This window comes from Peribacillus sp. B2I2 (assembly GCF_041261685.1).
In the GTDB taxonomy this organism is placed as follows: domain Bacteria; phylum Bacillota; class Bacilli; order Bacillales; family DSM-1321; genus Peribacillus.
Genome location: NZ_JBGCCB010000001.1, coordinates 1,067,257 through 1,088,157, shown reverse-complemented (window position 1 = coordinate 1,088,157; position 20,901 = coordinate 1,067,257). Strand labels below are relative to the sequence as shown.

Genomic DNA, 20,901 nt, shown 5'->3' with positions numbered 1-20,901 from the left:
AGGCTTTTATATGTTTAATGCTCAACAAGCCGTAGTGCTGGTTACTTCTCAACAGGTTTGTTTGGTCGGATCCGAAAAAAAGTTAGAAGAAAAATCATTGGAAATAGCAGAAGGAAATCTTGTTACTGAAGTGAATGCGGTATTATCGAAGGAAAACCGAGAAAAAAGATTGGAAACGGATCACTTTCAAGCCTATCAGTGAATAACATGCAACCCTTGTAAAGATGGATTCAACAGAAAATGAATTAAACAAGCTAAATGTTACCGTTGGGGCTAACCACTTTAATATCTTCATCCCCACCCATTAAACTGATAAGTATTTTTTCCGCACTTCAATTTTATGTTAAGATTATTTTAGGCAAATTTTATGAAAGTAAAAGACGCAAAGCCACGGGCCTAACCCAACAACTTAGTTGTCATGGCAGCCGGGCTGCCAAGATTTATCTTGAATTAGATCGCTTTATTATTATTTCTTGCCCCTTTTTAATTTGCCTAAAATTAGAAAAAGGAGGGTTATATATGTTTTTTCCAACCATTTATTCAGCTACTACGGATGAGAGACACATAGTTAAAGATAAAAATACTTGTGCTTGCGGCACAAGATATAATGTATTCGCAATGTTGACCAGAAGCGACCTACGAAAGATCAGGTTCAAGCATTATAAAGAAGTGACATGTCCAAAATGTAAATCCAGTATCAATGAAAAGGGATAGCCCCTTACACAGGGCTCCTTCACCACTACCATGCATGGTGAAAAGGGAAATCTCGTTCCGGTAAAAAAAGCCATTTTACCTCATGCCCATTGATATAAATCCTTTCGGGAATCCATTCTACTGGCATTATAAGCATGTGTGCCCTGTGCTGCCTCTCTTTCAATCAGGTTTTAATGGGAAGGCATAAACTCCACTTCCAGTTCAATACAGCCCAATTTAAATGCGTCCATTGCCTTATTGGCTAAATGTATCATTCCAATTCACCACCAACGGAACCGACAACTGCAATTCATCCCCCCATTTTGGGATAATCGTTTCATTCAGTTTCGAAAACCCTATCGAAGTGCTTTACAAAAAATGTTTACCGATTCATCGTATAGTAAGATCGAGGTTTCTTCAGCCTTGGTTTCCTCAATTATAGAACTGGCACTTCTTGAACCAAATCTTCCTTCTGAGCATACTCCGTTCATTCGCCTGTAAATGATAAGACATGAATAGCCCTCAATTTGTCGTTTATATTATCCATATAGATAGAAAGAAGTACTCATGCTATAATTTAGTGCGTTAAAAAAGAAGATTAACACACATAAGTAAAAGAAAGAAGGAGTGTTTCTTTGAATAAATCTGCATACAAACAGGAATGGTTTGGCAACGTTCGAGGAGATGTTCTATCCGGAATTGTCGTTGCCTTGGCATTGATTCCAGAGGCGATTGCCTTTTCGATCATTGCTGGTGTAGACCCAATGGTTGGTCTATATGCCTCATTCTGCATTGCCATCGTCATCTCTTTTGTCGGCGGAAGGCCGGGAATGATATCGGCTGCCACTGGAGCAATGGCACTCGTCATGGTCGATCTTGTTAAAGATCACGGCTTGAACTATTTACTTGCTGCAACAATATTGACGGGATTGCTCCAAATTTTACTAGGGGTTTTCAAAATCGGGAAATTAATGAAGTTCATCCCAAAGCCAGTCATGACTGGTTTCGTGAATTCTTTAGCCATCTTGATTTTCACGGCACAGCTCACCCATTTCGTCGGCGAAACATGGATCATGTATGTCATGACAGCCGTTTCATTAGCTATCATTTATCTTTTTCCGCTGATCTCGAAAGTCATTCCTTCACCACTTGTCGCCATCATATTCATGACGATCGTTGCAGTTACTACGGGGGCTACGGTACGGACTGTTGGGGATATGGGGCAATTGACCGAAGCACTTCCGATGTTCATGCTTCCAGACATCCCTTTGACCTTCGAAACTTTGGCGATCATTTTGCCATATTCCATTGCCCTGGCGTTTGTGGGGTTGCTTGAATCGTTATTGACAGCTCAAATAGTCGATGGAATGACTGACACGGACAGTAATAAAAATAAGGAAGCCAAAGGCCAAGGAATTGCTAATATCATCGCCGGATGTTTTGGCGGCATGGCAGGATGTGCAATGATCGGTCAATCCGGTATCAATATTAAATCAGGAGGAAGGGGCCGACTCTCCACTTTTGTAGCTGGCGCATTCCTTATGGTATTAATCGTGGTACTGAATGACGTCCTTATTAAAATACCGATGGCTGCACTTGCAGCAGTCATGATCATGGTTTCAATCGGGACATTTGACTGGTCTTCCCTAAAGAGGCTCAATAAGGCTCCAAGGACGGATGCAGCCGTGATGATCGTGACGGTCCTCATTGTCCTATATACGCATGACTTATCAAAAGGGGTATTGGCTGGAGTGCTCTTGAGCATGATTTTCTTCTCAGCTAAAATTTCTAAAGTGGCTGTTGAGAAAACGGAAGACATCCATGCTAAGAAAATCACTTATCGTATTAGCGGACAAATATTTTTCGCTTCGGTCCAGGACTTTGTTTCGAAGTTTGATTTCAAGGAAAAAGCCGATGCAATCATCATCGACTTTTCCCTCTCTAAAATATGGGATGCTTCTGCAGTCGGTGCTGTTGATACGGTTGTCCTAAAATATCAGCTACGAGGTACACCTGTCCAGGTGCAAGGCCTCGATGAGGAAAGTTCGTTATTGCTGGAAAAACTCGCTACATCCGAAAGTAAAATTTCTTGAAGAAGTAAAACTCTGCTGAATAGAAACTTTTCAAACCGACAAAATAGATAACATGGAATATTTCCTTTTGAAAGGAGCGAAAAGCATGACATCCGAGCAGGATTATACGGCAGCAAATCTGTCACCAGATTTATTGAATGAACTGAAAAGCTTTGAAAGCAAACTTGGCGAGGAAGCCAATAAAGAACTGATTGTCATCGCCTATGAAAAAGAAAAGGAAACTTTGAATTAAGAAAAAAGACTCAAACACCTTTAAATGGATGGTTGAGTCTTTTTTTGCATGTACAGAAAAAGGATGCCCACGTTTTTAATGAGCACCCCTTTCCCTATATTATTTACTGAATACGCCCGTTAAGACCGGCACGATTTGTTTTTTACGCGATACAACGCCCTCTAAGACGGCGATGTTATTGTTTAATGAAACGTCATATGCTTTTTCCACTGCGTTGGCTGCTTTACCAAGAGCCAAGGCAACAGAATCATTGGTCAGGATATCCGTTACTACGAATAGGAATAAATCCAATTCCTTCACAGCGATGACCGATTCAATGGCTGCTTCTAGTTCGGCTTGCTTAGCAAGGACTTCGTTCGGATCAACAGCATTGACCTGAGCTATCTCCACTTTAGCCATGCCCATGGAGAATTCTTTTGCATCAAGAGTGATAAGCTGGGCAATCGTTTTGTCGCTCAAGTCAGCTCCCGCCTTCAACATTTCCAAACCATATGTTTCAGCGTTGACTCCCGCAATATCAGCCAGTTCCATAGCTGCTGCAACGTCTTGATCCGTGCAGGTCGGCGATTTGAACAATAAAGAATCCGAAATGATGGCAGACAGCATAAGACCTGCAATCGCTTTTGGGATTTCAACGCCGTTTTCTTTATAGATTTTATTTAAAATGGTTGCCGTACAGCCAACTGGTTCCGCACGGTAATATAAAGGATCGCTTGTTTCAAAGTTAGCGATGCGGTGATGGTCGATAACTTCCAACACACGTACTTGGTCAATATCTTCAGCACTTTGCTGGCGTTCATTGTGATCGACCAGGATCACGCCATCAGCTTCCCCTGCCACTTTTTCCACAAGACGAGGAGCTTCGAATTTGAAGTGGTCCAACGCATATTGAGTTTCACCATTCACTTCACCCAGACGAACTGGTTCAGCGTTGATACCTAACTGCTTTTTCAGATCTGCATAAGCGATTGCTGAACAGATTGTGTCTGTATCCGGGTTTTTATGTCCAAAAACTAATACTTTTTCCAAGATTTTATCTCCTTTTTCATAAATATTTTTCCGCGAATCCCCTTATCGCAATAAAGGAGAGCCACCTTTACTATACACTTTATTTTAACACAAAATCCCCTAAATTCAGTGCTTGAATTACCCATTCCCCAATAAAATCTTTCATTCTTTCACCCTCTACCTTCCCTTTGTCAATAGATAAGGGTTGGTTTTTCTCAAATATATTAGTTGAATTATCATCGTATATGGCTTACGATAATATAAGCAGAAATACTAGATATTGATTACACAAACAACACTAATAACTATATATAGAATTTTTTGTAATCCAAGGTGCCAGCGATGGCTGAAAAGGGAATCCGGTGCGAACCCGGAACTGTCCCCGCAACTGTAAATGTGACGAAATGAGAAACCACTGTATAGCTCTCTATACGGGAAGGACTCAAAGTAGGATGATCATGAGTCAGGAGACCTGCCTTGAATTTTTCACGTTTCTTATTCTTCGGGGATTGAGATGATGAAACGATAGCATAATGGCTATTTTTTCATGGCTCTTTTATTCTATCGTTTGATCCGCTCAATTCATTGGGCGGTTTTTTTTTATTTTAGCGGAAGTTTACAAGGAGGATTATTAATGACTCAAACATATAACTCTACCATAAGTGAAAATGACACCGACACGAATTCCATCCAGCTTGAGATGTTATCGAAGGAATTTGAAGGCCGTCTCGATATGGAAAAGTTCAAGAAGCGTTTTACAAAATGGCTTGATCGCAAAAGTGACTCAACCGAAGAACAGGCATCAAAGAAACTGATTCAGCTCGCTCTGGAAAGTGTCGATATCGATGCTCCCGATTGGACGTTCGTTGCTGCAGCAGAACTGTTGAATGCGATGTATAGGGATGCACAAGCTAATCGAGGTTATGAAGGCATAAGTTATGGCCCATTCTATGAACTGATCACGGAACTCTCCCAACTTTCAGAAGGCCAGCGTTACCCCATCTATAAATCAGAACTGCTCTCTTCTTATACGAAAGCGGAAATTGAGGAATTGGGTTCGGTGATCGACCCGGAAAAGGATAAATTATTTTCTTACATAGGCATCTACTTATTAAACGATCGCTACCTAGCCCGCCCAAAAAAGGACAAGGTCTACGAACTGCCCCAAGAGCGCTTCATGATCATCGCGATGGAAATCATGCGATTGGAAAAAACGGAGCACCGCCTGCAACTTATCAAAGAAGCTTACTGGGCAATGTCCAACCTTTATATGACTGTTGCGACACCTACACTCTCCAATGCAGGAAAAACGCATGGACAGTTAAGCTCTTGCTTTATCGACGCAATTGAAGATTCCATTGATGGTATCTACCTATCTAACTACGATGCCGCAAAAGTATCAAAATTCGGTGGCGGTGTCGGTCTTTACGTTGGTAAGATCCGCTCGCTTGGTTCCGATATCCGTGGTTTCTCTGGAAATAGTTCCGGCACGACTCCTTGGATTCGACTATTCAACCAGACAGCTGTCAGTGTCGATCAATTGGGGCAACGTAAAGGTGCCATCGCGATTTACTTGGATGCCTGGCATAAAGATATCATGAGCTTTCTTGATTTGAAGACGCAAAACGGGGATGACAGATTAAAAGCCCATGATATTTTTACGGGTGTATGCATTCCTGATTTATTCATGGAGGCTGTACGTGACAGAAAAGAATGGTATCTTTTCGATCCGCATACCGTCAAGCAAACCCTTGGATTCTCACTTGAAGACCTTTACGACGAGAAGAAAGGCGAAGGAAGCTTCAGGAATCATTATGCACTTGCTGTCGAGGCCGCAGAAAATGGTTCGCTTCCAAACTATAGCTTTGAAAAGATCAATGCGATGGACATCATGAAAAGCATCATGATTTCTCAATTAGAAGAAGGCGTACCATATATGTTCTACCGCGATGAAGTGAACCGGAAGAATCCAAATAAACATAAAGGTATGATTTATTGTTCTAACCTTTGCACCGAGATTGCTCAAAACTTAAGCCCTTCGACGATCACCGATGAATACGAAACAGAAGATGGAGATGTCGTTGTTGTTCGTAAAAGCGGCGATTTCGTTGTCTGCAACCTTTCATCCATTAACTTGCCCCGTGCGGTGAGCAGCGATGTTTTGGAAAGGTTGATTCCCATTCAGATCCGGATGCTGGATAACGTAATCGATGTGAATAATCTTCCGGTCAAGCAAGCATCCATCTCGAACAAACGTTACCGGGCAATTGGTTTAGGAACGTTTGGATGGCATCATTTACTTGCCACACAGAATATTTATTGGGAATCGGATGAGGCAGTTGAATATGCCGATGCATTATACGAAAAGATCGCTTACTTAACGATCAAGGCATCCAATGAATTGGCTAAGGAAAAAGGAACGTACCCATATTTCGAAGGATCGGATTGGCATACAGGGGAATATTTCGAACTGCGTGACTATACGGATCAAAAATGGATGGATTTAAAAGCAAACGTCCAGGAACACGGGACCCGTAATGGATATTTAATGGCCATTGCCCCCAATTCATCGACTGCCAAGATCGGTAATTCCACGGATGGGATCGATCCTTTGTATGAAATTGAATTTTACGAGGAAAAGAAAAACTTTAAATTCAAGGTGACCGCACCAGGCTTGACGCCAAATACGTATGAATATTATAAAAAGACCCGATTTAATTTGGATCAACTGGAAAGCATCAGGCAAAATGCTGCCCGCCAACGCCATATTGACCAAGCAATCAGCTTTAATCTGTATGTACACAACACAATCAAAGCCAAGGTCCTATTGGATATACATTTAACCGCTTGGGAATCCGGGTTGAAATCAACATATTATGTTCGTTCAACTTCTTCCGAATATGACAATGCCTGCGAAAGCTGTTCAAGTTAACGACAACCATAACCCAGTAATCTACTCTTAAAGGAGTTTTCACGAATGACAAATCATATCAAAAAGATCCGGATGCTGGAACCAACGCATCCAACTAAAGCGACAGGTGTTTTCAAAGGAGAAGCTTCAGGCTTTCTCCTTTGGAACGATATTCAGTATGAAAAATTCTATGATACCTATACTCAGCTCATCAATAACTTTTGGAAACCATCGAGCGTGAACATGATTCAGGATAAAAAGCAGTGGGGCGAATTGGACGAAGATATCCAGGACGCTTTTCTTGATATCCTTACGATGATTGCTGGAATGGACAGTCTACAAACGCCCACTTTAGTAGAAATCCTTCGGTACATCAAAGATCCGGCGGCAAAAGCTATCCTGGCCAATATGGCCCAGCAGGAATCCATCCATAATGAATCTTATTCCTATATCCTTGCTTCCCTGATCCCAGTAGGCAAGCAAAAACAGCTTTTCGACCGCATTAAAGAACATCCTGAAGTAATAAAGCGTAATCAACCGATCGTGGATGCCTATCAAACGTTCGTGGACGATCCAAGCCCCCAGCATTTATTCGAGGCACTGATCCATTCAACGAACCTCGAAGGGATTTATTTCTATTTGGCTTTCGCTTTCTATTATAATTTAGGACGCCAGAACCTTATGACCGGTTCGGCTACGATGATATCCTATATTCATCGCGATGAAATGGTCCATTTCGATTTCATTGGAATGCTCGTTCAAATCTTGATGTATGAATATCCTGAGTTAAATAATGAAGAAAACACGAAGTTCATTTATACAACGATTGAAAAAGCCGTCGAACTCGAAAAGGAATGGTCTGAATATATGCTTGAAGATATCCAAACCAAAGCCGATCTCGATTTGGAAGAATTCAATGAATACATCGAATATATAGCCAACAAACGGTTACGCATGCTAGGCCTTGAAAACTTGTATAAAGAATATAGCGAGAACCCGATGCCATGGATCAAAACGTTCGATGATGAATCCATCGGCCTTACCAAAACCGATTTCTTCGAACAGAAGTCTAGGACATACAGTCAAGTAAATGCCAGCAATGGGTTCGATGAGCTATAAAGTTGCCATTGTCTATCATTCTGCCGGAGGCAATACAAAAGCGCTTGCTGAAGCCATCGCTTCCCTATTACCTAAATCTGAACTATATCGAATGAATGAATTCGATTTACGTACATTACCGGATTACGATGCATTGATCGTTGGTACCTATACATGGGGAAACGGCGAGCTGCCTGCTAAATCAGCAGCACTTTATACAGAACTGGAGCAGCTGTCAATTGCTCATCTTAAAACGGGAGTATTCGGAACTGGTGAAACCAACTACAATCATTTTTGTGGGGCGGTAGATCATTTCCGGGACATGTTATTTGCCAAGAGCCAGTTATTGGTGACATTGAAGATAGAACAAATGTATCAAGAATCGGACTTGTCCAGACTTCAAAAGTTCGCCTCGCTATTCCTGAACTGACTGAAAGGAGATATGCATTTTCGCATATCCCTTTCAGTTTTTTTAAAATAAACTTAGTTCCGTGTATCATAGCAAGGGTGAACATGAAGTATAATGAAGGAAAAAAGGAGATAAACATGTCTGATAATATAACTCAGTTCCTGCCTATCCTTTTTATGCTAGTGCTTGTCGTATTCGTTATATTCATTGTGTTTTACCTGACAGGGCATTTTAATCGTTCAAAACGGATCGAAGAAAAATTGGACAGAGTATTGAAGGAAATGGCCGAAAAAAAAGAAGCATGAACGTGGCTTCCCTTACAAGGAAAAAAATAAAAAGACTCCAGAATCGGAGTCTTTTTTTATATGCGTTCAATTATTTTTGAACGTTAGCTGCTTGTGGTCCACGAGCGCCTTGCTCGATTTCGAAAGAAACTTCTTGGCCTTCTTCAAGCGTTTTGAAGCCGTCGCCTTGGATAGCTGAGAAATGTACGAATACGTCGTCTTGGCCTTCAACTTCGATGAAACCGAAACCTTTTTCTGCGTTAAACCATTTTACTTTACCTTGTACCATGATAGTTCCTCCTGTGTTTGGAAAAATCCATTTTATTACTATTTTTGGTTCTGGATAATGTTTCAAGAGGAATCCTATAACAGTAAATCCTTCTATCAAACTTATTCCGAACAAAAATAATTACTCATATTATATCATGGGAAATCCAAAAAAAACATGATTATCACAGTAATTCAACCGACAAATTATCCTAAAATTCTACATTTTTCGCTTCTTGCTTTGACGGAAGCCTTCGTCCAATAAGTAGCGTTCCGCCTCTACTGGACTCTCGAAACACTCCTCCAGATTCGAACCTGAATACACGTTCCAAAGTTGGTCTTCCCTTTCAAGTGAAAGCTCTTGCTTTTCACGTCCAATCCATGTTCCTTCCAACCTAGCGAACTCGTTTTCCTCTTCCTCGATTTCAACAGGAGGTTCAGAAAGATATTCCATGCTTTTTTTGATTAGTTCTTTTAATTCCGCTTCATTATAGTCACGTATATTGATGAACCCTTTACGGTCAGTATCTTTTTTTCTCATATGGCCGGCATAAACGAATCCATTTCCATTAGGATGCAAATGCTGAACGACGATCTTTTTCTCCTGGACACTTTCCGGATAATGGAAATTCACACGTCCCAATGAAACGTCTTTTCGCTGTAATTCCGGAAAAGTTTCAATGATGCTCAATTTTTCTTCAAATGTTAACAAATTTCTTCCTCATTTCATTAGTTCATATTGTTTGTCGATTATAACACAGACTGATAAGAAACAATAATCTCCCTCTTCCATTATAATGTAATGAAAGGGAGTGATTTGATTGATCATGAAAATTCGGGACTTGGACTCCGATTATGGCCGGCAGCTTTATAAACTTCAAAAAGCATCCTATAAGGTGGAAGCGGATATGATCGGCTATGCCGATATCCCTCCATTATTGGAAACATATGAACATTTCATTCAATGTAATGAATCGTTCATATGCTTTTTAAAGGGGGATGCCTTAGCAGGAGCAATATCCTATACAAAGGAAAATAGGCTAATGCGTATTTGCCGAATGGTCGTCCACCCCGATTATTTTCGGCAGGGTATTGCGGACGCCCTGTTGACTGCTCTTCAATTACAAGGTGGCTGGGATACGATATCCGTATCGACCGGTAAAATGAACCTGCCTGCTCGGAAGCTTTATGAAAAAAACGGCTTCACCCATAAAGAAGACATTGAGGCCGCACCTCTCTTTTTCATAAGCAGCTTCGAGAAACAGCATTCATTTTATGTACGTCACGACAAAAAGCATAATGAATGAAATGACGATGATTACCGCAACCCATAGCCATGCCAATGTCATATTCCCGGAGTCCATGGCGATATAAATCGCGGTTGGTATCGTTTGTGTTTGTCCGGGAATGTTTCCGGCAAACATAAGTGTGGCCCCGAATTCCCCCAACGCACGTGCAGAACTCAATATGCCACCTGTGACGATGGATTTGACTGCCAATGGAAGGGATACAAACAGGAACAATCTCCATTCGCCGGCACCGTCAACCCTTGCTGCATTTTCAATTTCTTCATCAATACCCTCAAAACCTGTTTTAGCGGATTGGTACATAAGCGGAAAAGCCACCACAGTGGATGCAATGACCGCCGCCCACCACGTGAACATCAGGGACTGATCAAAAACCCTTTCAATGAATTGGCCTGGCATTCCATTATTCCCAAAAATCACGATCAATAAAAAACCTACGACAGAAGGAGGCAGAACAAGCGGCAATAAAAATGCTGTTTCCAACAGGACTCTTCCCCTGAATTGCTTTTTAGCCATCATACGCGCAAGAATAATCCCGATAATGAAAACAAGGATACCCGCTAATCCTGCGACCTGTATCGATAGCCTGACAGGTGACCAAAAATCCCCTGTCATAATCCTATCCGCTCATCCATCTTATTTATGAGCCTATGCTGGTGCTTGTTCGGCATTTTCACCGAATCGGTTTTTTTTTCATTAAAGGCAGATTGCATTTCATTTTCTCCCTTTCTTTTGAAATAACTTTTAAGTTTATTTTTCTTGACATCTTGCTGACACATAGAAACGTTAAAGTAAGAGTATCACAAATGTAAAAATAAATTCATTCCAATAAACTTTAAAACTTTGAAACTTTGAAGGAGTCGATTTTAAATGGTAACAATTTATACTACTCCAAGCAGTTTAGCCTGTCGTAAAGCAAAAGCTTGGCTTAAGAAAAATGAAATTTCATACAATGAACGCAACCTATATTCCCAACCTCTTTCTATAGAAGAAATAAAAGAGATTTTACGTAAAACGGAAGGCGGAACAGATGAAATCATCTCAACCCGTTCCAAAAAATTCAAAAGCCTGAATATCGATATAAATAATACACCACTTAATGATCTTTGCAAGCTTATTCAAGATAACCCTGATCTACTCCGCAGGCCGATCATTTTCGACCATAAGAACTTGCATGCTGGATATAATGAAGAAGAAATGGGACGCTTCCTTCCAAGGAAGGTCCGTCATGTACAATTATGGCGTGCAATCAGCCAATTGGCATAATTAGTTAGCATGTTACGTGCAGTTGCATAAAAGAAGGGTTGTCCATTAAAATCGGACAACCCTTTTTTTATATCTGATTCGCTTTCTCTATAATGATCGTGAAGGTGGTACCTTTTTCATTGCTATCCTTAAGCACAAGATCTCCCTTTTGCGCTTTTGCGAGCATTTTACTGAATGGCAGTCCCAAACCTAAACCACGTACTTTCAACTTTTTGTTTTCCCCCCGATAAAATGGTTCGAACACAAATTGTTGTTCATGTTTTGGGATTCCCCGGCCACTGTCCAGTACATCAATGAAGATTCGTTCTTCATCCTTTTCATAAAGGCGAATCGCAATTTTCCCGTTGCCATCAAGTGCATGCCTGGCATTATTCAAAAGGTTAATGACGATTTGCTGCATCCGCAATGAATCAATTTGACCAAAGACCGGTTCATCAGGTACTTTTATCTCAAAAGCGAAAGCTTGATCATCATCCTGGGTCACTTGCCAGCGATAAGCGATTTCCTGGATGAATATATTGATATTTTCTTTTTGCACCCGAATTTTAAAAGCTCCTGCCGATATGGCATTATAATTAAGTAAATCCTCTATCATATCTTGCAGACGTTGAGTTTCCTTTAAGGAAATATCGAGGAATTCCTTACTTTGCTCTCCCGTAACGACCTCATCCTTAACCGCTTGTATGAGTCCGCTAATGGAAGTGACTGGCGTTTTCAAATCATGGGTTACGCCTGCAAGCAATTCCGCCCGCAACTTCTCCATGACCTTCAATCGATTGGTCATTTCCTTAAAAGATTCTATCAGTTCATAAATTTCTTCTTCCTTGATCTCCTCTTCCTCTTTGAAATGGATATCGTAGTTGCCTTCACGAACCTGGACAGCAGCGTTAGCTACGTCTTGGATGGGTCGCGAAATCTGCCTGGAAAGAAAATAAATGACTCCCGTCCCCAGAATTAGAAGGCCTCCAATCATGATTGCCAATAAGCCATGATCTTGGTTGATTTCCTCCAATGCCCCTTCTTCCTGTGCAATGACCACCCAGCCTCTCGTCTCACCATTAAACGTAATCGGGGATTTGACGACATATACTTTGTTGTCGGAAATCTTGACCTTCTGGATTAACTCCTTATTTTTCATAATGACGTCCGGAAGTTTATTTTCATCCGGATCGATATACAATTGAGGCATCGTATATATGATGCTGGCATCGGGGTCGACGATATAGATGATTGGCTGTTGGTTCAAATGAAGGATTTTCTCCCTTTCCTCAACAATCTCCGCAAGGATCGGGCCAACGACAATCTGACCATTTTCCTTTATCGCACGGTCGGATGTTTCATCAGCTAAGTACTTAAGGAGGCTAAGCCTATATTCCAAAGCTGTTTTTTCCATCCACCATAAGGAAAAAACAGACAATAATATCAAACCGGAAATCAAGGTCAATACGTATCTCTTAGTCCAATATCGTTGTAAAGTGGTTCTTTTTTTAGTTTTCATAGACACTCAATTGATACCCCAATCCACGCAATGTTTTTATTTCCCCCTCAGTTACAGGCCATGCATCAATCGCCTTCCTGATCCGTTTGATCGCCAGGTCCACGGCACGGTCACTGCCATCATAATCCATACCCCATACTTGATCGAGAAGTTGTTCTCTCGTGAAGATTTGATTAGGGTGCTTAGCGAAAAAAATGAGCAGCGACAAATCACGCGGAGTCAAGTTTATTTCTTCCCCATTCAATTGCACCATATAAGACTGGTCATCGATGGTTAAACTCCCAAACTCATGAACATGTTCATCTTCCGCAACAACTGTCGAGGACCTTCTTAAAACGGCATGCACCCGGGCCACGACTTCTTCGGCAACAAATGGTTTGGAGATGTAATCATCCGCACCTGACTTAAATCCGGATAATCGGTAATCTACATCGTTCAGTGCCGTCAACATGATAACCGGGCATGTATCGTCCTCCCGAATTTCCTTCAATATATCCCAGCCTTCCTTTCCAGGCAACATGACATCAAGCAGGACAAGGTCTGGCTTCGCATCTTCAAAAACCGGAATGGCTTTTAGTCCATCGTATACTTGGACTACATTAAAACCTTCACGCTCCAAATATGCTTTCAATACCATCGAAATGGCAATTTCATCTTCTACTACAAGAATTTTCTTCATATAGGGATTCCTCCTTCCTGAATTATAGTGGAATCATTTTGTATATGCTAACTATTAAAATAATCAAAGCTTTTTTCCTCAATCTTACCCTTTGAATGTGTCAGGATTATGTTCGCAGACCGATGTTTTCACTTAGTATTTTCCATAACTTATTTTGTACAAGTGTTCTCGACTCATTTTACAGGGATGCATCTGACTGGTTCAATAAAGTCATATGGATATGAAATCGCTTGTAAAAACTTATGATAACACCCTTAAGAGACTGGCTCTAACTTAGAGCCGGCCTCTTTTCAATTACATGTCTCGTGTGGATTCGGACAGCCTGCCTCCTGCCTTTCCACTTGAATCGTGCTATGTTCAATTCCAAACTGATCGTGAAGAAGTTTTTGAGCTTCTGCTAGAACTGAATCGTGATTGCCCCCCTCATCAATGACAACATGGCAACTCATTGTCAAAAAACCAGAAGTAATCGTCCAGATATGGAGATCATGGACATCGGATACACTGTCCAAATCCATCAAGGATGCTTTTACGTCATCCATATCGACTTGGTTGGGTGTGCCCTCCATCAAGATATGGAAAGAATCCCTCACCACCCTAATACCGCTGATAATAATTAAAATCGCGACTATGACGCTCGCAATCGGATCGGCTATTCCCCAATCGAAAAAATAAATCAAAAGTGCGGCAGCAATGGCTCCCACAGATCCGAGCATATCGCCCATCACATGTAAAAAAGCACTCCGAACATTCAAATTGTCTTCCTTATCCCCGCTCATTAATATCCATGCCGCAATGACATTAACCAGTAAACCAATGATTGAAATCATTAGCATTCCCAAGCTTTGCACTTCAGGGGGATCCACGAACCTCTTAATTGCCTCTATGAAAATGAATACGGATATAACGATCAAGGTCAATCCATTCAAACAGGCAGCAATGATTTCAAACCGTTTATATCCATACGATTTGGTCGATGTCGCTTTCCTTTCCCCCAACCTTATCGCTGTATAACTAAGTCCTAAAGCTGCTGCATCGCTAAGCATGTGACCTGCATCCGACAGTAAAGCCAGACTATTTGTCATGAATCCCCCAATGACCTCAACTACCATAAATGTGGAGATCAATAAGAAAGATGCCAACAACACTTTTTTATTATTAGTATGATGGTGGTGGTGTCCGTGCCCATGATCATGGGAGTGACCATGATGATGTCCCATGCCATCCCTCCTCTCGGATTTAAAACTTATATATAGTATGGGATAAATCCAGAATGGTTTCAATTGATTCACTTCACGGGTTCACCGCTGGAAAAAATGTATGCCCTGATCCATTTAGCGGGGATCAATACTCTGCCTTCAACCATTTCAAAGCTAAAAATAAACGCTACAGACATTTCCTGCAGCGTTCCTTCCAATTTATCTTTCCTCTTGCATCGTATCATCGACAATGGCGTGTAAATCTTTATTAAACAATTCATTATTACAGACAAGACTGTGTCGTTCCATCTCTTCTTGCTCTTGATTTACCTGTTCTTTTTCCTTCATAACCTACCTCCAGCATCATCATGTTTTGCCTATTATCGTATCCACAGGCATGTACATTTATGCTGAATATTTCCCCATATTTCATCATTTATGAACGCACCTGCTGTCCCCCATGGAAGGCCCGTATAATGAATTCATACTCGGGAACCAGTAAGCTTTTATACGATAACAGAAACGATGAATTATCATAGAGGACTTTTTCAAGATTTACCTGTATACCTGTATTTTCAATCGTCACAATGGCATAAGGAGCAATTGGTTCACCATTACAGCCTAGAGATCCCGGGTTCAGATATATCGTTCGGTCATTTTTAAAAAGGTGGGTAGGGTGATGATGTCCAAATCCTATTAAATCGTGATGCTCATCTTTGAAAAGCGTTTCTAAGTTATTTAAATTCGGTTCAACGATTTTACTAAATGGATTTTGGCTAATGTGCTCATCCAATTTCTTCGATTCCATATGATAATGGGTGAAGTAAACGGAGTGATCATTAATGATATGCTGTATGGTGCGAGGCAATTTTTCCAGTTTGGTTATGAAATTCCGATGCATTCTTTCAGCTATCCATTCATGATGCTCCTTTACATGAATATGACCGTCCGGATGCGGCTCCCCGTTAATGATGGCCAGGACAGCTTCATCATGATTTCCAGTTATCAGCGATAAATCATTTCTTGCAAATAAAAGTTCAAGGACTTCATTTGTATCCGGGCCAATCCCAACCATGTCTCCCAAACAATAGATATGATCTATATCATCCCTTTGATCAATATCCCTAAGAACGGCTTTTAACGCTGAAGCATTACCATGCACATCCGTTATAATGGCAACTCTCATGACTAAGTTCAGCTCCCTTCCCCCATAATCCATATGGTATATTATAACATTTTAAACGAAATCAAAAAAATATTCGGGCTTATTCCCCTTGATTTACCAACGCCCATTTTTTATGAATAAGCAAACACTTCGGCCTAGAATACATAGTATGAAGTATTCCCGGTAAAGATGTTTTGCTAGGTATGTAATTCATAAAATGTATGAGGAGGAAATTAAATGGGTGGAAATGGTAACGATTGTTGTGGCGTCGGTGGCGGCTGCGGCGGTTTCGATAACGGATTTGCATTGCTGATCGTATTATTCATCTTGTTAATCATCATTGGATGCAGTTGGGGATTCGGCGGCGGCGGCTTCGGTGGCGGCTGCTAATAATGAAAGAAATGAAAAAGGCGCCTGATCATGGCGCCTTCTTTGTTATTGATTGACTTTTATTTTTTCTCTTTGCTTTTGTTTTCGAGTCTTCATAATGAACCAAATGACTATAAGTGCAATGGGTATAAGCAAGAAATTCGCATATTGTGAAAAGATGGCTCCCGCCTGCTCCCAGCTAGGTCCTAACTTAAACCCTAAATAAACATAAACGCTTGTAACAGGAAGCATCGCCATATAGGTATATAATATGAATTTCCAAATATTCATTTTCAATATTCCGCATGGTAGCGACACGGCGGTACGAATACCTGGTACAAACCGTCCAAAGAAGGCAATTCCCCCACCATACCTTTCAAAGAAGCGGTCAGCTTTGTTCAACTGCTCATCTTTGATCAAAAAGTATTTTCCGAACTTTAATACAAGCGGTCTCCCGCCATACTTGCCTAAGGCATAAAGCGTCAATGGTCCCGTTACCCCACCTAGCGAACCGGCAAGGATAGTCAAGTATAAATTCATATCCCCTTGATAAACCCAGTATCCTGCCAGTGGCAAAACTATTTCAGAAGGAATGAATTCAAAAGTCAAAGCTAGCAAAACACCGAAATAAGATAAAGATTTAAACGCTTCAATCATATCCATTATTAAAGTTTCCATTGAGGTTACCCCTTTTCTAACTTTTATTACATATAAAAAGGGGTGCTCCAAGATGAATCCGGGCACCCATGATGTCAAAAAGGACATTTTCCATTGTATCACAAGTTAACCCGCATTTTTCCATAATGTTATCCTAAAACAATGTTCTTATGGAGTCATGTTTTGTTATCGGGCTATTTACTACAGAACTAAGCTTGTAGGAAGAACGATAATAATAGAATATCGATGGTCCCGAAACGAAAAAAACTTGAGGACGAATTGACCTCAAGCATTCGATATAGTTAACCAAGTGAATAGCCCCTAAATGGGTAGAGATGTACACATGACAAAATCGATACCCTTAGTTCTCAAATCATAAAGGGGGTGGAAAGCCTACTCAATCCATCTTCCAAATGCCTTTTCGCGTCTTTCATCATGCCATCAAGTAATTCCTTAACCGTCGGTATATCGTCAATCAATCCGGCAACCTGGCCGCTGTTCATAAAACCATTATCAACATCACCGTTCATCGCACCATTAATATGGTGGACTTCCGAGGTCATTTCACGGTAATCAATAGGAGACAGTCCCTGTTTTTCCAAATCCAGGACTTTCTCCGTATATCGGCCCTTCAATACTCTTCTTACCTGGCCAACGGATCTGCCCAATATAAACGTATCATTGCCCATCGCTTCGATTAGTTTTTGTTTATATGATGGATGGAACGGTGCTTCTTGTGTAGCGATCAGCCTGGTTCCCAACTGGACTCCTGACGCTCCCAGCATCAACGCAGCGGCCAACCCCTGTCCATTGCCTATTCCGCCAGCGGCCAAAACCGGAAGCGTCACATGCTTGCTAATTTGCGGAATGAGTGTAAAGGTCGTCAATTCCAGGTTCGAATTGATGCCGGCAGCTTCAAACCCTTCAGCTACCAACACATCGGCCCCTGCAGCTTGCGCTTTTTGCGCGTGCTTGACCGATGCAACGATGGCAATCACTTTAATATTCTTTTTTTGCAATAGTGGAATGTAAGGGGCAGGATTTCCCGCAGATAAGGAAACTACAGGAATATCATGCTTCAGGACAAGATTGATTAACTCATCTGTATATGGACTAACGTTAATCGGAATGTTCAACGCAAAATTGTTATTGGTTTTATCTTTGGTTTCGAGAATGATGGCTTCTACCTGTTCAGGATTCATGGTACCACATCCTATTGTCCCTAAGCCCCCTGCATTGGATACTGCAGCGGCAAGACTTGCATTGCTTATATTCCCCATGCCGCCTTGAATAATGGGATATTTTATCGAAAAAAGCTCACAAATATATTTCACTTTCATCCCTCCCTATCCATTTAATGTTATACTATATTCATTAGAAAAACAATTCTGACTTTTCCAAAAGGAGCGAGACTATGATTATTCCGTACAATAATAAAAAGCCATCCATTGATGAATCCGTTTTCGTTGCACCTGGTGCCCATTTAATCGGAGATATTTCGATTGGGAAAGAATCGACCATTTGGTTTAACTCCGTTCTGCGCGGTGATGAAGATTCAATTACAATCGGAGAAAAATGCAGTATTCAAGATAACTCCACCATTCATTTATTTGAAGGGTGCCCAGTTGTCATTGAAGACGAAGTGACGGTTGGTCACAATGTTATCCTACATGGTTGTAAAATAGGAAAACGGTCCATCATCGGGATGGGCTCAACGATATTGGATAATGTAGAGATCGGCGAAGAATGCATTGTCGGCGCGAATACATTGATTTCCTCTGGTAAAATCATACCTCCACGTTCGCTGGTTATCGGTTCCCCGGGGAAAGTGGTTCGCAGATTGAATGATAAAGATCTTGAATTGATCCAACTTTCGATTGATACGTATGTTCAAAAAGGAAAGGACTTCAAAGGGATACTTGATTAATTATCACAAAGGGTATTCCCCCGTTGTCTTTAGTTGACTTAAAGTAGAAAAGAGCTCCGGCAAGTCGTCATTAGCGACTGGCTGAAGCTCTTTTTCACTTAATGATAAGAGGATGATCCTTGGCGTCATAGGTTTCGTCTTTCCGCCATAAATCATTGTTTTCCTGAAAAACGCTTTCAAAGAAACGGCTTGCCGGTTCAGCCAAAACTTGATAATACTGGCTAAATAAAAGAGCAGCATGATTCCCATTCCACTTTGAAGGCAACAGTTCCTTTGGCAGGCCCGGATCGACAAATAAAAACTTACGGTATTCATGTACCAGGTTCGTTCGTTCCACAAAGCAATCAGCATCGGACATTTCCCCCCTGCTAATGATGCTTTGATGAACGATGAATTGTTTGCTGTATTTCTCAATGAATTCTTCATATTTATTTTCAATCTCTTCTAAATGCCAGCTTTTCTCGACAAGCGATTGATTTTCTTTTGGACCCTTGTATTCCGAAATGAAAAAATCAACATATTCATTGATGTCATATTTCTCGATCAAGCGCTTAATTTGTTTCTCCAAATCATTAGGGGAAATCCAGCAACCACTGGAAAAACTGCCAAACCCGCTCCATAATAATTCTTTACGTAGATCATCCCGTAATTGCCGCTTATCTTCAGGGATCGTGTACATCAAGATACGCCATTTACCGTCCCATTCATTTGGTTTCATCTTATATATGCGATTGGCCGCTTCATCCATTCTCTGCACACCGCGATCGGTCAAAAAGTAATAACTTTTATTTCCGTGCTTTTCTGACTGAATCCACCCTTGCTTGACCATTCGTGAAACGGCTACACGAACGCCCTGCTCATTATGACCGAATTCCTTTAATAAACGAATTAAACTGCCTATCCAGATTTTACTTCCGTAATTACGGATATAATCACCGTATATCGTAAAAATCATCGATTGCGTATTAGTTCCTATTTTTCTCACCTCACTCTCACATTGTTACCATTTTCACACGGACGACATAATTATTATTATATCTTTTTGAATTGAAACCGCAATATTATTTACCTGAAAATTGCGTTTTTCTCCGTTCACTAAATGCCAGGAGTGCTTCCAATCTGTCTTGAGTCGGGATGGTCAATTCATAGGCTTTTCCCTCTATGGCCATTCCGGTTTGCAAGTCTGTATTCATCCCTTGGGTAATCGCGTATTTGGCTTGTTTGACTGCAATCGGCCCATTTTTCATGATATCGGCTGCCAATCCCTCACAAGCTGACATAAGTTGATCCCTTGACACGACCTTCAAAAGGATCCCTAATTGACATGCCTCTTCTGCAGTCAATTTTTTAGCGGTAAAAATTAATTCCTTCGCTTTCATTTCCCCTATCAATCTCGGCAGCCGTTGTGTACCGCCTGCCCCGGGAATAATGGCCCAGCTAGTTTCAGTGAGCCCCAAAGAAACACCTTCAGCAGCAATTGCGAAGTCACATGAAAGCATCCATTCAAATCCTCCCCCCAATGCATATCCATTGACGGCAGCTATGGTTGGCTGCGAAAGCCCTGCGATACTATTAAAAACATCGCGAATCGCTTTTACGTTCCTTCTTACTTCCGCATCATTCAAAGCCTTCCTTTCTTTCAAATCCGCGCCCGCGCTGAATGCTTTTTCCCCTGCACCCGTGAAAATGACGACGCGGATATCGCCGTCCGTATAAACTGCATCGATGACTTCCTGGAGTTCAGAAAGTGTCTCATAGTCGAAGCAATTCAATACGTCAGGCCGATTCACTGTTACATAGCCGATTTGATTTACTACTTTATAAATAACCTTTGACATG

24 protein-coding genes and 2 riboswitches are annotated in these 20,901 nt (G+C 41.1%); of the genes, 11 read left to right on the top strand and 13 right to left on the bottom strand.

Annotated features, from left to right (window positions below; genetic code table 11):
* Positions 1-10: 10 nt before the first annotated feature.
* The 3 genes from ABIE66_RS05490 (at position 11) to ABIE66_RS05480 (ending at position 3,018) form a co-directional block, all read left to right on the top strand.
* Positions 11-202 carry a hypothetical protein gene (locus ABIE66_RS05490; RefSeq protein ID WP_370014112.1) on the top strand — a complete coding sequence of 64 codons (192 nt, stop codon included), beginning with the start codon at positions 11-13 and terminating at the stop codon, positions 200-202.
* Positions 203-347: 145 nt separating this feature from the next.
* Positions 348-438: riboswitch (cyclic di-GMP riboswitch) on the top strand.
* 890 nt (positions 439-1,328) lie between these two features.
* Entirely contained in the window at positions 1,329-2,786 is a 1,458-nt protein-coding gene (locus tag ABIE66_RS05485; protein WP_370014110.1) for a SulP family inorganic anion transporter, read from the top strand.
* 85 nt (positions 2,787-2,871) lie between these two features.
* The gene (locus tag ABIE66_RS05480) at positions 2,872-3,018 is read left to right on the top strand and encodes a hypothetical protein (protein ID WP_289323976.1); all 147 of its coding nucleotides are present in this window, start codon (positions 2,872-2,874) and stop codon (positions 3,016-3,018) included.
* Between the two features lie 99 nt (positions 3,019-3,117).
* Here the strand turns inward: ABIE66_RS05480 and ABIE66_RS05475 are convergent, their stop codons facing one another.
* On the bottom strand, positions 3,118-4,047 hold the full coding sequence (locus ABIE66_RS05475) for a manganese-dependent inorganic pyrophosphatase (RefSeq protein WP_370014109.1): 930 nt from the start codon (positions 4,045-4,047) through the stop codon (positions 3,118-3,120).
* A 293-nt stretch (positions 4,048-4,340) separates the two neighbouring features.
* A riboswitch (cobalamin riboswitch) is annotated at positions 4,341-4,520 on the top strand.
* A 140-nt stretch (positions 4,521-4,660) separates the two neighbouring features.
* On the opposite strand from ABIE66_RS05475, the gene ABIE66_RS05470 reads away from it, so the two are divergent.
* The 4 genes from ABIE66_RS05470 (at position 4,661) to ABIE66_RS05455 (ending at position 8,749) form a co-directional block, all read left to right on the top strand.
* Positions 4,661-6,958 (top strand): ribonucleoside-diphosphate reductase subunit alpha, encoded by a 2,298-nt coding sequence (locus ABIE66_RS05470; RefSeq protein WP_483313974.1) that lies wholly within the window; start codon positions 4,661-4,663, stop codon positions 6,956-6,958.
* A 45-nt stretch (positions 6,959-7,003) separates the two neighbouring features.
* Entirely contained in the window at positions 7,004-8,056 is a 1,053-nt protein-coding gene (locus ABIE66_RS05465) for a ribonucleotide-diphosphate reductase subunit beta (protein WP_289317647.1), read from the top strand.
* A complete protein-coding gene (locus ABIE66_RS05460) occupies positions 8,028-8,465 on the top strand; it encodes a flavodoxin domain-containing protein (RefSeq protein ID WP_370014108.1) in 438 nt (145 codons plus the stop codon). Before ABIE66_RS05465 ends, ABIE66_RS05460 begins: the two co-directional genes overlap by 29 nt.
* Before the next feature lie 116 nt (positions 8,466-8,581).
* A complete protein-coding gene (locus tag ABIE66_RS05455; RefSeq protein ID WP_289323972.1) occupies positions 8,582-8,749 on the top strand; it encodes a hypothetical protein in 168 nt (55 codons plus the stop codon).
* 70 nt (positions 8,750-8,819) lie between these two features.
* On the opposite strand, the gene cspD is transcribed toward ABIE66_RS05455, so the two are convergent.
* A complete protein-coding gene (cspD, locus tag ABIE66_RS05450) occupies positions 8,820-9,017 on the bottom strand; it encodes a cold-shock protein CspD (protein ID WP_289323971.1) in 198 nt (65 codons plus the stop codon).
* Between the two features lie 198 nt (positions 9,018-9,215).
* The gene (locus ABIE66_RS05445; protein WP_289317650.1) at positions 9,216-9,707 is read right to left on the bottom strand and encodes a hypothetical protein; all 492 of its coding nucleotides are present in this window, start codon (positions 9,705-9,707) and stop codon (positions 9,216-9,218) included.
* Positions 9,708-9,822: 115 nt separating this feature from the next.
* Between ABIE66_RS05445 and ABIE66_RS05440 the strand changes: the two genes are divergently transcribed.
* The gene (locus ABIE66_RS05440) at positions 9,823-10,302 is read left to right on the top strand and encodes a GNAT family N-acetyltransferase (RefSeq protein ID WP_289327245.1); all 480 of its coding nucleotides are present in this window, start codon (positions 9,823-9,825) and stop codon (positions 10,300-10,302) included.
* On the opposite strand, the gene modB is transcribed toward ABIE66_RS05440, so the two are convergent.
* Entirely contained in the window at positions 10,264-10,917 is a 654-nt protein-coding gene (modB, locus tag ABIE66_RS05435) for a molybdate ABC transporter permease subunit (RefSeq protein WP_370014107.1), read from the bottom strand. The two genes, ABIE66_RS05440 and modB, sit on opposite strands and share 39 nt — an antisense overlap.
* Before the next feature lie 255 nt (positions 10,918-11,172).
* Here modB and spx point away from each other — a divergent pair, with 255 nt between their 5' ends.
* Complete coding sequence (gene spx / locus ABIE66_RS05430; protein WP_057912582.1) at positions 11,173-11,568, top strand: transcriptional regulator Spx; 396 nt, start codon at positions 11,173-11,175, stop codon at positions 11,566-11,568.
* A 67-nt stretch (positions 11,569-11,635) separates the two neighbouring features.
* Here the strand turns inward: spx and ABIE66_RS05425 are convergent, their stop codons facing one another.
* The 5 genes from ABIE66_RS05425 to ABIE66_RS05405 all read right to left on the bottom strand — a co-directional run bounded on the left by ABIE66_RS05425 (position 11,636) and on the right by ABIE66_RS05405 (position 16,130).
* Positions 11,636-13,066 (bottom strand): HAMP domain-containing sensor histidine kinase, encoded by a 1,431-nt coding sequence (locus tag ABIE66_RS05425; protein ID WP_370014106.1) that lies wholly within the window; start codon positions 13,064-13,066, stop codon positions 11,636-11,638.
* Positions 13,056-13,745, bottom strand: a complete 690-nt coding sequence (locus ABIE66_RS05420) for a response regulator transcription factor (RefSeq protein WP_289317653.1) — start codon at positions 13,743-13,745, stop codon at positions 13,056-13,058. Before ABIE66_RS05420 ends, ABIE66_RS05425 begins: the two co-directional genes overlap by 11 nt.
* Before the next feature lie 290 nt (positions 13,746-14,035).
* Positions 14,036-14,965 (bottom strand): cation diffusion facilitator family transporter, encoded by a 930-nt coding sequence (locus ABIE66_RS05415; RefSeq protein ID WP_370014105.1) that lies wholly within the window; start codon positions 14,963-14,965, stop codon positions 14,036-14,038.
* 198 nt (positions 14,966-15,163) lie between these two features.
* Positions 15,164-15,292, bottom strand: coding sequence for a hypothetical protein (locus ABIE66_RS05410; RefSeq protein ID WP_289317655.1), 129 nt, complete (start codon positions 15,290-15,292; stop codon positions 15,164-15,166).
* Positions 15,293-15,380: 88 nt separating this feature from the next.
* Positions 15,381-16,130, bottom strand: coding sequence for a metallophosphoesterase family protein (locus ABIE66_RS05405; protein ID WP_370014104.1), 750 nt, complete (start codon positions 16,128-16,130; stop codon positions 15,381-15,383).
* Positions 16,131-16,346: 216 nt separating this feature from the next.
* On the opposite strand from ABIE66_RS05405, the gene ABIE66_RS05400 reads away from it, so the two are divergent.
* Positions 16,347-16,499, top strand: a complete 153-nt coding sequence (locus ABIE66_RS05400; protein ID WP_370014103.1) for a YjcZ family sporulation protein — start codon at positions 16,347-16,349, stop codon at positions 16,497-16,499.
* 45 nt (positions 16,500-16,544) lie between these two features.
* Here the strand turns inward: ABIE66_RS05400 and ABIE66_RS05395 are convergent, their stop codons facing one another.
* Together ABIE66_RS05395 and ABIE66_RS05390 are read right to left on the bottom strand one after the other, a co-directional pair.
* On the bottom strand, positions 16,545-17,156 hold the full coding sequence (locus ABIE66_RS05395) for a DedA family protein (RefSeq protein ID WP_370014102.1): 612 nt from the start codon (positions 17,154-17,156) through the stop codon (positions 16,545-16,547).
* A 347-nt stretch (positions 17,157-17,503) separates the two neighbouring features.
* Complete coding sequence (locus ABIE66_RS05390; protein WP_370014101.1) at positions 17,504-18,469, bottom strand: NAD(P)H-dependent flavin oxidoreductase; 966 nt, start codon at positions 18,467-18,469, stop codon at positions 17,504-17,506.
* Between the two features lie 80 nt (positions 18,470-18,549).
* Between ABIE66_RS05390 and ABIE66_RS05385 the strand changes: the two genes are divergently transcribed.
* Complete coding sequence (locus ABIE66_RS05385; protein WP_289317660.1) at positions 18,550-19,062, top strand: gamma carbonic anhydrase family protein; 513 nt, start codon at positions 18,550-18,552, stop codon at positions 19,060-19,062.
* Positions 19,063-19,156: 94 nt separating this feature from the next.
* Here the strand turns inward: ABIE66_RS05385 and paaX are convergent, their stop codons facing one another.
* Both paaX and ABIE66_RS05375 read right to left on the bottom strand, forming a co-directional pair.
* Positions 19,157-20,038, bottom strand: coding sequence for a phenylacetic acid degradation operon negative regulatory protein PaaX (paaX, locus tag ABIE66_RS05380; protein ID WP_289327244.1), 882 nt, complete (start codon positions 20,036-20,038; stop codon positions 19,157-19,159).
* Positions 20,039-20,123: 85 nt separating this feature from the next.
* Positions 20,124-20,900: an enoyl-CoA hydratase-related protein gene (locus ABIE66_RS05375; RefSeq protein ID WP_370014100.1), complete on the bottom strand. Its 777-nt coding sequence runs from the start codon at positions 20,898-20,900 to the stop codon at positions 20,124-20,126.
* Position 20,901 lies beyond the last annotated feature (1 nt).